This is a genomic window from Spirillospora sp. NPDC127506, assembly GCF_040302145.1.
In the GTDB taxonomy this organism is placed as follows: Bacteria; Actinomycetota; Actinomycetes; order Streptosporangiales; family Streptosporangiaceae; genus Spirillospora.
Genome location: NZ_JBEORG010000038.1, coordinates 53,689 through 66,575, shown reverse-complemented (window position 1 = coordinate 66,575; position 12,887 = coordinate 53,689). Strand labels below are relative to the sequence as shown.

Sequence of the window (12,887 nt, the reverse complement as noted above, 5' to 3'; positions counted from 1 at the left end):
GCGCCGCGCCCGGCGCGGCGCGCTCTCCGGCGGGGCCGGCCGGTTCCGGCGCCGCCGGAACCGCGAGCCGAGCCACCGCCGGGCGGTGGTCCAGCTGATCGGCGGGGTGCTGGTGCTGTTCGCGATCTCCTTCGCGCTCTGGTGGTGGAACTCCGCGCCCCGCGACCCCGAGCCGGTGCGCCCGGTCAGCCCGACGGTCACGCACTCCCCGGAGCCCGCCCCGGTCCCGACCGCCCCCGCCACCGAGGCCCCGCCGACCGTGATCCCCGAGGTCTGACCCCGCCGGGGCCGGGGTATCCGTGCTGGTCACGCGGCGATCGCGGCGGATCGGGAATCCGGACGGATAGGCGGTACTACTCAATCCGGGTGAGTGGCGGTACTCACCCCGAATCGGGTACAACGCCGGGCCGAACTTCCGTAGGGTCTCCCTCACCCAAGGCGCTCCGCACCGGCGAGGCTTGCCGGACACCGAGCACGAGGAACCGGGGGAACCCCAGCCCATGAGAGCCCGCATCACCGCCGTCGCGGCATACCTGCCCGAGCGGACGGTCACCAGCGCCGAGGTCGAGGCCCGCGTCGCGGCCGAGAGCGCGGGATACCGGCCGCATCCCACGATCGTGGAGCGGATGACCGGCATCCGCGCCCGGCACGTCATGCGGGACGACGAGCAGGCGTCCGACCTGGCCGTCGCCGCCGCCCGCCGCGTCCTCGCCGAGCGCGCCGTCGACCCGGCCGGCGTCGACCTGCTGATCTTCGGCTCCGCGTCGCAGGACCTCATCGAGCCCGCGACCGCGCACATCGTCGCCGCCAAGCTCGGCGCGACCTGCCCGGTCTTCGACGTGAAGAACGCCTGCAACAGCTTCCTGAACGGCCTGCAGACGGCGGACGCGCTGATCCGCACCGGGCAGCACGAGCGCGTGCTGGTCTGCACCGGCGAGAGCCCGTCCCGCGCGATCCGGTGGAGCGTCCGCGACCGGGCCCAGTTCGTGGACGCGTTCGCCGGCTACACGCTGTCGGACGGCGGCGCCGCCATGCTGGTCGAGGCCGCCCCCGACGGCGGCATCTTCTACCGCGACTTCGCCGCCGTCTCCAGCGCCTGGCGCATCGGGACGCTGCCGGCCGGCGGCTCCATGCACCCCCGCGACCCCGAGTTCAGCTACTTCAGCGGGGACGGGCGCCGGCTCCGGGACGCGTTCGTCGCCAACGGCGCGGAGATCTTCACGACCGCGCTGGAGAAGACCGGGCTGACCTGGGACGACTTCGCGGTCGTCGCCGTCCACCAGGTGACGCTGCCCTACCTGGAGGTGCTGCGCTCCATCCTCGGCATCCCGTCCGGCCGGCTCGTGGTCACGCTGCCCGAACACGGCAACGTCGCGTCCGCGAGCCTGCCGCTGCAGATCGCGACCGCGCGGGCCGCCGGCCGCTGCGGCCCCGGCGACCGGATCGCGCTCATCGGCCTCGCCGGCGGGATCAGCCTCGGCGTCGTGTTCGCGGAGCTGTGACCATGCCGGAGGTTCCCGAGATGCGGCTGTGGGTCGTCATCCCCGCCTACGACGAGGAGCGGTCGATCGGCGCGACGCTGCGCCGCCTCACCGAGCAGACCGACACGGGGTTCTCCCTGGTCGTCGTCGACAACGGCAGCACGGACGGGACGGCGCGGGTCGTCAAGGAGTTCGCCGCGGAGCACCCGGCGCTGGACGTCCGGCTCGTCCACGAACCGGAGAAGGGCACGGGCGCCGCCGCCGACACCGGCGTCCGGCACGCGATCACCGCCGGCGCCACGCACGTCGCCCGCACCGACGCCGACTGCCTGCCGCACCGCGGCTGGGTCGCGGCGGTGAAGCGCGCGTTCGGCGAGGGGCTGGAGATGGTGTCCGGCCCGCTGCTGCCGCGCACCGACGAGTTCCCGCTGAAGCTCTGGGAGCGGCGCCTGCTGCCCGCCGTCATCGGCGCGGCCGCCCTCTTCGGGCGCTTCCGCCCCGGCAACCGGGACCCGCTCTACCTCGGCCCCTACGTGATGATGCCGGGTTGCAACGTCGCGATCACCGCCGACCTGTACGAGCGGTCCGGCGGCTTCCCGCGCACCCGCATCGAGGACGTCCACGAGGACCGCGCGCTCGTCAACCGGGTCCGCCGCCTGACCGCCGCCTACGGGCTGCGCAAGGACGTGACCGTGTACGGGTCGGTGCGGCGGCTGCGCGCGTTCGGCCTGGTCAGGACGCTCGGCTGGTACGCCGACCACCGCTACCGCCCGCCCGTCGTGGACATCCGGTGAACTGGGAGGAGCGGCTCTACACGGCCGCGCACCCGTTCGCGTACCCGCTGCTGCGCGCGGTCGCCCGGCGCGGCCCGGTCGTCCGCGTGCCCGGTGTCGGCGTCGTCGTGAACGACGCCGCGGCGGCCCGCGCGGTCCTGATGGACGGCGAGACGTTCCGCAAGGACGGCCCCGGCTCGCCCGGCGACCTGTGGACGCCGGTGCTGGGCCCGTCCGTCCTGCTCAACATGGAGGGCGAGGCCCACCGGGCGCTGCGCCGCCGCCTCACCGACCTGTTCGTCCCGTCCTACACCGAGTCGCTCTGCGCGCGGGTCCTGGCGGACCCGCTGGACCGGCTCGCCGGCAGCCTCCGGCGCGGCGCGACCGTCGACCTGGCCGACTTCGCCCGCGTCATGGCGGGCACGGTGATCGGCGAGGTCATCGGCCTGGAGGGCGGGACCGAGGCGGCCTACCGCGACCTGTTCGAGCGGGGCGAGCGGATCGTCGCGGCGGTGTCGCTGCGCACGCGCCGGCTGTCGCCGTCCCAGGTGCGGCGCGCCCGCGAGGTGCTCGGCCCGCTCGGCGACATCGCGGTGAAGGCGTACCTGGCCGGGGACGAGTCGACGGTCATGGGCCGGATGCGGGCGCTCGGCCTGTCCGAGGACGAGGCGCGCGGCGCGGCCGGGGCGTTCTTCCTGACCGGCACCGAGACCGTCGCGACGCTGCTGCCCCGCCTCGTCGCCCTCCTCCACGACCACGGGCAGCTCCTCCGCGTCGCGGCCGCCCCCTCGCTGCTCGACCGGGCGATCGAGGAGGCCATGCGGGTGGCGACGCCGACCCCGGTCATGCTGCGCAGCGTGCACCGGCCCGCCGCGGTGGCGGGCGTCGCGATCCGGCCCGGGGACCGGGTGCTGATCGCCACGCACAACTGCTGCCGCGCGTACGGGCCGTTCGACCTCGACCGCCCGCACCCGCCCGAGCTGCGCCGCCTGTGGTTCGGCGCGGGGCCGCACTTCTGCATCGGCTACCCGCTGGCCATGGCGCAGATCCGGCTGGCCGCCCGCACGCTGCTGGCCGCGGCGCCCCTCGTGATCACTCGCCGCGCCGCGGCGCGGAACGTGCTGATCCCGACCTACCGCGTGCTGGCCGTCCGATCGGAGGCGGCGCCGTGACGCTGGTCAGGCGGCTGCTCGACCAGGCGGCCCGGACGCCCGGAGCCGTCGCGCTGATCGCCGGCGACGGCGCGCAGCTCACCTACGGCGAGCTGCGCCGGCAGGTGCTCGCGGTCCGGCACGGGCTGCTGTCGTACGGGCTCGCGCCGGGCGACGGGGTCCTGTTCTCGGTGCGGCCGTCGCCGGAGTCGCTCGTCCTCGCGCTGGGCGTGGTCGCCGCCGGGGGGACGGTCGTGTTCGCCGACCCGGGCGCCGGCCCCGAGATGTTCACCGCGCGGCTGCGGCTGGCGCGCCCGCGCTGGTCGGCGGCGGAGTCGGTGCTGTACGCGGGCAGCCGGCTGCGGCCCGTCCGGGCGTACGCGCGGCGGCGCGGACTGCTCCTGCCGGACCTCGCCGGCCTGCGGATCCCCGGCGAAGGCCGGATGCGGCACATCCGCGTGGGCCGCCGCCTCCCCGGCGTCCCGCGGGGCGCGCTGTCCTTCGGGCGCCTGATCCGCGGCGACGCCCCCGAGCCCGCCGGGGACGCCGACCCGGACGCGCCCGCCGCCGTGATCTTCACGTCCGGGACGACGGCGGACCCGCGCGCGGTCGTCCACACCCAGGCGTCGCTCGCCGCGGCGCTCGACCTGTTCCGCACCCGCCTGCCGCTCGGCCCCGGCGACGTCGTGCACACCGACCAGCTGATGCTCGGGCTCCCGACCCTGATCGCGGGCGCCCGCTGGTCGATGCCGCCGCTGTCCTGCCCGCCCGCCGGCTTCGCCCGGCTCATGCGGGAGCGCGGGGCGACGCACGTGTTCTGCGTGCCCGTCCACCTCGCCGAGATCCTGGACGCGTGCCCGGAGCTGCCGCCGTCCGTCCGGTACGTCCTGCTCGGTGCGGCCCCCGCGCCCGCGGCGATCCTGCGCCGGGCGGTCGCGGCGGCGCCGTCGGCCGAGGTGCTGTCGGTCTACGCGATGACGGAGATCCTTCCGGTGGCGATCGCGTCGGCGCGGGAGAAACTGGCCCACACCGGCTCCGGTGACCTGCTCGGCGCCCCGCTGCCCGGCGTCGGCGCTCGTTCGGCGGCCGACGGGGAGCTGGTCCTCTCCGGCCCCAACCTCTGCCGCGGCTATCTGGGCGCGGACCCCGTCACCGAGCTGCCCACCGGCGACCTCGTGCGGATGGACGGCGGCCGCCTCGTCCTCATGGGGCGCAAGAAGGACATGCTGATCCGCGGCAAGTTCAACCTCTATCCCGGCCTGTACGAGCCGTCCATCGCGGCGCTCCCGGACGTCGCCGAGGCGGCGATCGTCGGCATCCCCGATCCGCGGACGGGGGACGAGGAGGTCGTCCTGGCGGTGGTCGGCCCGCCCGGCCTGGCCGCCCGCCTGCCCCGCATCCTCCCGGACGTCATCGACCACGACGCGCTCCCCGACCGCATCGTCGTCCTGGACGAACTGCCGCGCTCCGGCCGCACTCGCAAACTCGACCGCGACCGCCTCCGCGCGATGGTGGCGCGATGAGGATCGCGGTGACCGGAGCGTCCGGGTTTGTGGGCGGGGCGGTGTGCCGCGCCCTGGCGGCCGAAGGCGTCGCGACCTGCGCGTTCGGCCGCCGCCCGGCCGTCCCGCCGGCCCACGTGGGCCGGGCCCCCTACCGCTCGTGGGACCTCACCCGCGGCCCTCTCCCCGATCCGCCCCGCGTGGACGCGGTCATCCACTGCGCGGGCAGTGTCACCGACTGGGGGCCGGCCCGCGCCCTCTTCGCCGCCAACCTCACCGGCACGCGCAGCGCCCTCGCGACCTTCCCCGCCGCCCGGTTCGTGCACGTCAGCACGGCCAGCGTGTACGACCCGTTCCGGCCGACCGTCATGGCCCGCGAGGACGAGGCGCCGGTGTCCCGCTACCTGAACGCCTACGGCGCCTCGAAGGCGGCCGCCGAGCGCCTGGCGCTGGAGCACGGCGCGATCGTCCTGCGCCCGCACGCCGTCTACGGACCCGGCGACACGACGCTGCTGCCCCGCGTCCTGTCCGCCGTCCGGGGCCCGGTCCTGCCCGCCGTCGGGACGGGCCGCCAGCGCATCAGCCTGACCTCGATCGGCAACCTCGTCCGGGCCTGCGTCCTGGCCGCCGCCGGCCCGGTGGCCTCGGGCGTCTTCAACGTCGCCGACGCCGCCCCGGTCGTGATCGACGACGCGTTCCGCGAGATCCTCCGCGAGCGCGGCGTCAGGGCGCGACCGGTCTACCTCCCGGCCGGGGCCGCGCGCCCGCTGGCGGCGCTCGCCGAGGGCGCCTTCCTGCTGGCCCGCCGCCCCGAACCGCCGCGCATCACCCGCTACGCGATCAGCCATCTGGCCGTGGAGCGCACGCTCGACATCACCGCCGCGCGCGAGGTCCTCGGCTACGAGCCGCGGGCGACGAGCTTCGAGGGGGCCGCCGGCTGGGCGGCGTCAACTTGAGGTTGACGATCAGGGGGCGTCAACCTATGGTTGACGCATGACCGAACCCACACCGGTGGCCGGCCGGATCCGGCTGGACGAACTGATCGACGCCATCAAGAAGGTCCACTCCGACGCCCTCGAACAGCTCAGCAGCGCGGTGGTGGCCGCCGAGCACCTCGGCGAGGTCGCCGATCACCTCATCGGGCACTTCGTCGACCAGGCCCGCCGCTCCGGCGCGTCCTGGACCGACATCGGCAGGAGCATGGGCGTCAGCAAGCAGGCCGCGCAGAAGCGCTTCGTCCCCAAGACCCCGATGTCCGAACTCGACCCGTCCGAGGGCTTCTCCCGGTACACCGTCCGCGCCCGCAACGTCGTCATCTCCTCGCAGAACGAGGCCCGCGCCGCCGGCAGCGCCGAGATCACCCCGGCCCACCTCGTCCTCGGCCTGCTCGCCGAGCCCGAGGCGCTCGCGGCCAAGGCCATCACCGCGCAGGACGTCCTGCTGGACACCGTCCGCCAGGCCGCCACGGCCGCGCTGCCGCCCGAGTCCGACGAGCTCCCCGCGCTCATCCCGTTCGACCAGGACGCCAAGAAGACCCTCGAACTGACCTTCCGCGAGGCCCTGCGCCTGGGCCACAACTACATCGGCACCGAGCACATCCTGCTCGCCCTGCTCGAACACGAGAACGGCACCGGCATCCTGTCCGAGCTGGGCATCCGCAAGGACGCCACCGAAGAGAAGATCGTCGAGGCCCTGAAGGCCCTGGCTCCGGACGTCCCCTAGGGCCGGTCGGGCCGGCGGCGATGAGTATCGCGCGCCGCGCGGGTCTGCACGGTCATGGAGAAGCTCATCACCGCCAACGGCGTCGACCTCTGCACCGAGACCTTCGGCGACCCCGCCGACACGCCGATGCTGCTGATCGGCAACACGATGCTCACGTGGCCCGACGCCCTCTGCGAACGCCTGGCGGCGCTGCGCCGCTTCGTCGTCCGCTACGACCTGCGCGGCACCGGCCACTCGGCGGCGGCCGCCCCGGAGACCCCGTCCTACACGCTCCGCGACCTGGTGGCGGACGCCGCCGCCCTGCTCGACGCGCTCGGCCTGGAGCGCGCGCACGTCGTCGGCGCCGGGCCGGGCGGCTGGATCGCCCAGCTCCTGGCCCTCGACCACCCGGCCCGCGTCGCCACCCTCACCCTGATCGGCACCCGCCCCACCGCGCCCGGCCCCGCCGACGCCGACCTGCCCGACCACGCGCCCGAACTCATGGAGCACTTCATGAGCGGGCTCCACGTCGACTGGACGGACCGCGCCTCCATCGTCGAGTTCCAGCTGGAGAACGCACGCCGCATGGGCGGCGCCGGTTTCGACGAGGACGAGGCCCGCGCGCACATCGAACGCGTCCACGACCGGACCCGCCCCGTCGACGACCACGGCGCGTCCCACCGCGTCGACCAGATGGCCGTCCAGTTCGCGGCGATGGACTGCGGCCCCCGCTGGCGGGAGCGCCTCCCCGAGATCACCGCCCCGACGCTGGTGATCCACGGCGAGGACGACCCGTTCTTCCCCATCGGCAACGCCGAGGCGCTGGCCGCCGAGATCCCCGAGGCCGAGCTGCTGCCCCTGCCCGGCACGGGCAGCGAGCTCCCGTCCCGCACCTGGTCTACGGTCGTCCCCGCCCTGCTGCGCCACACGTCCTGACCGGGGCGTCCCGGACGGCGGCGCACGGCCGGACGGCTTCCCGGCGATGGATGAGGCACCAGGCCACCACGGCCCCGGTGAGGTAGGCGGCGCCGACGAGGCCGAACGAGACCGCGGCTCCGGTGGCCCAGCCGGGCGCCGCCGCCAGGACGGCGCCGATCGAGGCGATGCCGACGAGGGAGCCGATCTGCCGGTTGGCGTTGAGCACCGAACCGGCGATGCCGGCGTGCCGGGCGCCCGCCGCGTCCACCAGCGCCGCCGTCATTGCGGGGACGGCGAGACCGCCCGCGAGGCCGGTCGCGGCGAGCGCGACGGCCGGCGGCCACCACGGGGTCGACGGCGACAGGGCGGTCAGGGCCAGCGAGGCGGCGCCCGCGACCAGCAGGGAGGCGGTGAGGACGGGACCGGCCGCGACGCGTCCGGAGACGCGGGCGAAGGCGACGTTGCCGGCCGGGATGAAGACCGTGAGCGGCAGTATCTGCAGCCCGGCCTGGAGCGGGGTCGCCCCGCGGGCCCGCTGGACGTACAGGCCGACCAGGAAGAGCGAGCCGTAGAACGCGGCGTTGAACAGGAAGCCCACGGCGTTGGCGCCGGCGAACCGGGCGCCGCGGAACAGCGCCCAGGGCATCACCTGGTCGCGCGCCCGGCGCTCGCGCCCGATGAGGAGGCCGGTGGCGAGCACCGCGGCGGCGACCGCCCCGGTCACCGGCGCCGCGGCCCACCCGAGCCGCGGCCCCTCGATCAGCGCGAAGCTGCCGCCGGCGAGCAGCACGATGACGGCGCCGTGCCCGGCGATCGCCAGGGGCAGCGCGTCGCCCTCCGCGGCGGCGATGTGCCGGCGGGTGAGGAGCATGCCCGCCGCGCCGACCGGCAGGTTGACCAGGAAGATGCTCGGCCAGCCGAACGCGCCGACCATGACGCCGCCGATCGTCGGGCCCAGCGCCATGGACGACGAGACGACCGCCGACCAGACGCCGAGGACCTTCGCCCGCTCCCGGGCGCCGGGGAAGGCCCGTACCAGCAGCGCGAGCGAACTCGGCATGAACAGCGCCGCCCCGGCCCCCTGCAGCAGCCGGGCCGCGATCAGGGCGGCGACGCCGGGCGCCAGCGCGCAGGCCAGCGACGCGGCGCCGAAGACCCCCATGCCCCACAGGTAGACCCGCCTCGCGCCCAGCCGGTTCGCCAGCCCGCCGCCCAGCATCAGCAGGGCGGCGAAGCTGAGGACGTAGCCGTCCACGGCCCAGGTGAGCTGCGTGAGGGAGGCGTGCAGGCTCAGCTGGATCGTGGGCCCGGCGACCTGCATCACCGTGGCGTCCAGGCTCGCCATGACGAACCCCGAGGCCAGCGCCGTGATCTTCATTGCGCCCGGCGGCCCGGTGGACATGATCGACCTCGCTTCCCTCGGAAGTAAACGGACGGCCTGCGTCCGGTTCAGCACGCTAGAGCAAGCGGACGCGACCTGTCCACTTAAATCGGACGACTCTCGTCCGCTTATTGCTAGGCTGGCGGCATGGCAGCGGCGGTTCCGGCGGTGCGCCGGCTCCTCGACGACGGCTCCGGCCGCCGTCCGCGCGCCGACGCCCGGCGCAACGTGGAACGCCTCGTGGCCGCCGCCCGCCGGGCCGCCGCCGAGGGCTGCGAGATCACCGCCCACGAGATCGCCCGCCGCGCCGGCGTGGGCGTCGGCACGTTCTACCGCCGGGTCGGCTCGCTCGAAGCGCTGCTGGAGGCGGTCCTCGGCGAGGTGCTGGAGGAGATCACCGCCAAGGGCGACGAGGCGATGGCCGACCCCGACCCCTGGAGGGGCTTCACGGCGTTCGCCTTCGCCTACATCCGGCTGCGCAACGAGCTGTGCGACGTCAACCAGCGCCTCGGCGACGTGCTCGACCACTCCCGTGCCGCGCTGCGGGACCGCGTCCGCGACCTGGTGGAGCGCGCCCAGCGGGCCGGCGTGATGCGCACGGACACGACCTGGGAGGACGTGGCGTTCCTCCTGGTCGCCGCGTCCTCGACCGGCCCCCACACCCTGGGCCTGCGGGCGGGCGCCCGCCAGTGGGAGCGCAACCTCCAGGTCGTCCTGGACGGCCTGCGCTGCTGCGACCCCGTCCCGCTCACCGGCGAACCCCCCGCCCTGCCCACCTGATCCCCGCCCGCGGGCGGCGGGCCGGGAGCGGAATCAGGTCAGGCGGAGGGCCAGGAAGAAGTCGACGCGGTCCTCCAGCCGGGAAAGGTCGCGGCCGGTCAGCTCCTCGATGCGCTGGATCCGGTAGCGGACGGAGTTGACGTGCAGGTGCAGCTGCTCGGCGCAGCGCGTCCAGGAGCCGGAGTTCCGCAGGAACGTCTCCAGGGTGCGGACGAGGTCGGCGCCGTGGGTCCTGTCGTAGTCGTGCAGCGGGTCCAGGAGGCGCGTCTTGAACATCCGCCGGACGTCGTCCGGGACGCTCGCCAGCAGGAGGACGTGGGTGGCCAGCTCGTCGTGGCGCACGACGGAGACGGGGGAGGGACGGGCGGCGGCGAGGCGGCGGGCGTAGCGGGCCTCTTCGAGCGCGCCGCGCAGGTCGGCCGCCGCGACCGCGCCGCTGACGCCGAGCGCCAGGCCGCCCCCGGCCAGGCCGGGCGCCAGGAGGCCGAGCGCGCCCTGGATCTCGGCGGCGACGTCGCGCCCGGCGGACGGGACGGCCGCGAGGACCTCGTCGTCCACCGAGTCCAGCACGGGCGACGGCAGGATCTCGGCCAGGACCGCGCGGACGTCGGACGGGCGCAGGGCGGTCCCGGAGGCGGCCACGGCGACCACGGCGCCGGCGGGCAGGGCGCCTGCGGGCAGAGGGGCGTCGCCGGAGAGGAGGCCGGCGGTGCGCGGCGCGTCCAGGCGGGTCCGTTCGAGCGCGACGATCGCGGCGAGTTCGGCGGTCAGGGCGCGGCGCTCGGCGGGCCAGTCGGCGAAGTCGCCCTCGAAGGCGAGGAACCAGTCGGCGACGCGGGGGGTGTCCGCGGCGACGGGGAAGAGGGACGCGTCGAGGGCGGGGACGTGGTGCGGCAGCTGCGGCGCGGTGAGGAACGCGCGGGCGAGGGCGGCGGGGTCGGGCGGGGCCGGGCCCGCGACGACGCGGCCGGTCGGGGCGAGCAGGTGGCAGTGGCCGACCAGGTCGAGGACGGCGCCGAGGCCGGTGCCCTCGACGAGGCGGCGGTGCCGGTCCAGCACGGCGGCGAGGTCGGCGGCGCGGGCCCCCGACAGGTGCCGGACGACCTCCTCGGTGACGGTCGCGAACGCCACGTCCTCCGGGACCTTGAACAGGGGGAGGCGGTGGCGCCGGCACGCCTCGACCAGGTCGTCCGGGATGGCGCCGAGCGTGAGGTCCCAGGCGGCGAGACCCGACACGCCCGCCGAGGTGAGGGCGCGGACGAAGGTCTCGGAGTCGGCGGGGGAGGTCCGCCAGACGAGACCGGTCAGCACCAGCTCGCGCCCGCGCAGGTAGCGGCCCGGGTCGAGGAGGTCGGTGGTGACGACCCAGCGGATCGTGCGGTCCAGCTCGTCCGATCCGGTGACGACCTCCAGCCGCAGCTCGGGCATGGCGAGCAGGGAACGCAACCTCATATGGAGAAAGCTACAAAAGGAGGTGCGTGACCGGGACCACAGTTCGGACGTCCTGTGCCTCGACCCGTCCCCGGGCCGCTGTGTGTACTGGCAGGCGTGGAGCTGAGCGAGGCGGATCTGGCGGCGTGCTGCGCGTCCCGCCGGTGGGTCGCGGCCGTCGCCGGGCACGCGGACCCGGACGCCCTGCGGGCGGCCTCGAAACGCGTGCTGGACGAGCTGGAGTGGCCCGACATCGAGGAGGCGCTCGCGGCGCATCCCCGCATCGGGGAGCGGCCCGGCGGGCAGGGCCGGGAGGCCGGCTGGTCGCGCGGCGAGCAGTCCGGGATGGACGGCGCCGGGAAGGAAGTGCGGGACGCCTTCATCGAGGGCAACCGGGCTTATGAGGAGCGTTTCGGGCATGTGTTCCTGATCTGCGCGTCGGGCCGGTCGGCCCTGGAGATGCTCGCCGAGCTCAGGGAGCGGCTGGAGAACGACGCCCGGACCGAGCGCGAGGTCGTCCGGAGGGAGCTGGCCGCGATCGTGGACCTGCGGCTGGTGAAGCTGGCGAAGGAGAAGGGATGAGCCTGTCGACGCACGTGCTGGACGCGGTGAAGGGGCTGCCCGCGGCGGGGGTGGCCGTCCGGCTCGACCGGCGCGACGAGGACGGCTGGACGGCGCTGGCCGAGGCGCGCACCGACGCCGACGGCCGCGTCAGGGAGTGGGGGGCGGAGCCGGGGGCGGGCGTGCACCGGCTCACGTTCGAGACGGCGGGGCTGTCGGAGTTCTACCCCGAGGTCACGGTCGCGTTCACGATCGACGACCCCGGGCGGCACTACCACGTCCCGCTGCTGATCAGCCCGTTCGCGTACTCGACCTACCGGGGGAGCTAGCCGCGATGGCCATTGTTCTCGGACCCAACCGCTACGGGAAGGCGGAGACCCGCGTCGTCCGCGTGACCCGGGACGGCGGCACCCATCGGCTCAAGGACGTCAACGTCAGCGTCTCCCTGTCCGGCGCGATGGACGACGTGCATCTGACCGGCGACAACTCGGCCGTCCTGCCGACCGACAGCCAGAAGAACACCGTGTTCGCGTTCGCCAAGAAGCACGGCATCGGCGCGATCGAGGACTTCGGCCTGCTGCTCGCCCGCCACTTCGTCGCGTCGCAGCGCGCCGTCGCCCATGCCCGCGTGGAGATCCACGAGTACGGCTGGAGCCGCATCACGGGCGGGCACTCGTTCGTCCGGGACGGCGGCGAGGTCAGGACGGCGCTGATCCACAGCGACGAGCGGGCCGAGACGGTCGTGTCCGGCCTCACCGACCTCGTCGTCCTCAACTCGACCGGCAGCGAGTTCCACGGGTTCGCGCGGGACGAGTACACGACCCTGGAACCGACCGACGACCGCGTCCTCGCCACGTCGGTGACCGCGCGGTGGCGGCACCGGGGCACGGAGGCCCCCTGGGACGAGTCGTACCGCGCGGCCCGCGGCGCCCTGCTCGCGGCGTTCGCCGAGACGCACAGCCTGTCGCTCCAGCAGACGCTGTACCAGATGGGGCGCCGCGTCCTGTCCGAACGGGACGAGATCTGCGAGGTCAGGCTGTCGATGCCCAACAAGCACCACTTCCTGGTCGATCTGGAGCCGTTCGGCCTGAAGAACGACAACGAGGTCTACTTCGCCGCGGACCGCCCGTACGGGCTCATCGAGGGCACGGTGCTCACCGACGACGCGCCCGCCGCCCCGTCCGCCTGGAACTGAGGACACCGCAGAC

The 12,887-nt window shown here is 75.0% G+C and carries 14 protein-coding genes; 12 read left to right on the top strand and 2 right to left on the bottom strand.

Going from position 1 to position 12,887, the window contains the following annotated elements; genetic code table 11:
- The 8 genes from ABTW95_RS28770 to ABTW95_RS28735 all read left to right on the top strand — a co-directional run.
- On the top strand, positions 1 to 277 hold a 277-nt coding region (locus tag ABTW95_RS28770; RefSeq protein WP_396447319.1), incomplete at its 5' end, for a hypothetical protein.
- A 223-nt stretch (positions 278 to 500) separates the two neighbouring features.
- Positions 501 to 1,502: a 3-oxoacyl-ACP synthase III family protein gene (locus tag ABTW95_RS28765; protein WP_500227910.1), complete on the top strand. Its 1,002-nt coding sequence runs from the start codon at positions 501 to 503 to the stop codon at positions 1,500 to 1,502.
- A gap of 2 nt (positions 1,503 to 1,504) precedes the next feature.
- A complete protein-coding gene (locus tag ABTW95_RS28760; protein ID WP_500227909.1) occupies positions 1,505 to 2,275 on the top strand; it encodes a glycosyltransferase family 2 protein in 771 nt (256 codons plus the stop codon).
- Positions 2,272 to 3,426, top strand: a complete 1,155-nt coding sequence (locus ABTW95_RS28755) for a cytochrome P450 (protein WP_396447322.1) — start codon at positions 2,272 to 2,274, stop codon at positions 3,424 to 3,426. Before ABTW95_RS28760 ends, ABTW95_RS28755 begins: the two co-directional genes overlap by 4 nt.
- Entirely contained in the window at positions 3,423 to 4,928 is a 1,506-nt protein-coding gene (locus ABTW95_RS28750) for a class I adenylate-forming enzyme family protein (protein WP_500227908.1), read from the top strand. The genes ABTW95_RS28755 and ABTW95_RS28750 overlap by 4 nt, the downstream gene beginning before the upstream one ends.
- Positions 4,925 to 5,863, top strand: a complete 939-nt coding sequence (locus ABTW95_RS28745) for an NAD-dependent epimerase/dehydratase family protein (RefSeq protein ID WP_500227907.1) — start codon at positions 4,925 to 4,927, stop codon at positions 5,861 to 5,863. Before ABTW95_RS28750 ends, ABTW95_RS28745 begins: the two co-directional genes overlap by 4 nt.
- 37 nt (positions 5,864 to 5,900) lie before the next feature.
- Positions 5,901 to 6,629, top strand: coding sequence for a Clp protease N-terminal domain-containing protein (locus ABTW95_RS28740; RefSeq protein WP_396447325.1), 729 nt, complete (start codon positions 5,901 to 5,903; stop codon positions 6,627 to 6,629).
- A 54-nt stretch (positions 6,630 to 6,683) separates the two neighbouring features.
- Positions 6,684 to 7,544 carry an alpha/beta fold hydrolase gene (locus tag ABTW95_RS28735; RefSeq protein WP_396447326.1) on the top strand — a complete coding sequence of 287 codons (861 nt, stop codon included), beginning with the start codon at positions 6,684 to 6,686 and terminating at the stop codon, positions 7,542 to 7,544.
- On the opposite strand, the gene ABTW95_RS28730 is transcribed toward ABTW95_RS28735, so the two are convergent.
- Positions 7,507 to 8,928 (bottom strand): MFS transporter, encoded by a 1,422-nt coding sequence (locus tag ABTW95_RS28730; protein ID WP_500227906.1) that lies wholly within the window; start codon positions 8,926 to 8,928, stop codon positions 7,507 to 7,509. The genes ABTW95_RS28735 and ABTW95_RS28730 overlap by 38 nt on opposite strands.
- 126 nt (positions 8,929 to 9,054) lie before the next feature.
- On the opposite strand from ABTW95_RS28730, the gene ABTW95_RS28725 reads away from it, so the two are divergent.
- Positions 9,055 to 9,687 (top strand): TetR/AcrR family transcriptional regulator, encoded by a 633-nt coding sequence (locus ABTW95_RS28725; protein WP_500227905.1) that lies wholly within the window; start codon positions 9,055 to 9,057, stop codon positions 9,685 to 9,687.
- A 33-nt stretch (positions 9,688 to 9,720) separates the two neighbouring features.
- On the opposite strand, the gene ABTW95_RS28720 is transcribed toward ABTW95_RS28725, so the two are convergent.
- Entirely contained in the window at positions 9,721 to 11,139 is a 1,419-nt protein-coding gene (locus ABTW95_RS28720; RefSeq protein ID WP_396447329.1) for a PucR family transcriptional regulator ligand-binding domain-containing protein, read from the bottom strand.
- Positions 11,140 to 11,235: 96 nt separating this feature from the next.
- On the opposite strand from ABTW95_RS28720, the gene uraD reads away from it, so the two are divergent.
- The 3 genes from uraD to pucL are packed head-to-tail and all read left to right on the top strand — an operon-like array spanning position 11,236 to position 12,874.
- Positions 11,236 to 11,700: a 2-oxo-4-hydroxy-4-carboxy-5-ureidoimidazoline decarboxylase gene (gene uraD, locus ABTW95_RS28715; RefSeq protein ID WP_500227904.1), complete on the top strand. Its 465-nt coding sequence runs from the start codon at positions 11,236 to 11,238 to the stop codon at positions 11,698 to 11,700.
- A complete protein-coding gene (gene uraH / locus ABTW95_RS28710; RefSeq protein ID WP_500227903.1) occupies positions 11,697 to 12,008 on the top strand; it encodes a hydroxyisourate hydrolase in 312 nt (103 codons plus the stop codon). Before uraD ends, uraH begins: the two co-directional genes overlap by 4 nt.
- A 5-nt stretch (positions 12,009 to 12,013) precedes the next feature.
- On the top strand, positions 12,014 to 12,874 hold the full coding sequence (pucL, locus tag ABTW95_RS28705; protein WP_500227902.1) for a factor-independent urate hydroxylase: 861 nt from the start codon (positions 12,014 to 12,016) through the stop codon (positions 12,872 to 12,874).
- Positions 12,875 to 12,887 lie beyond the last annotated feature (13 nt).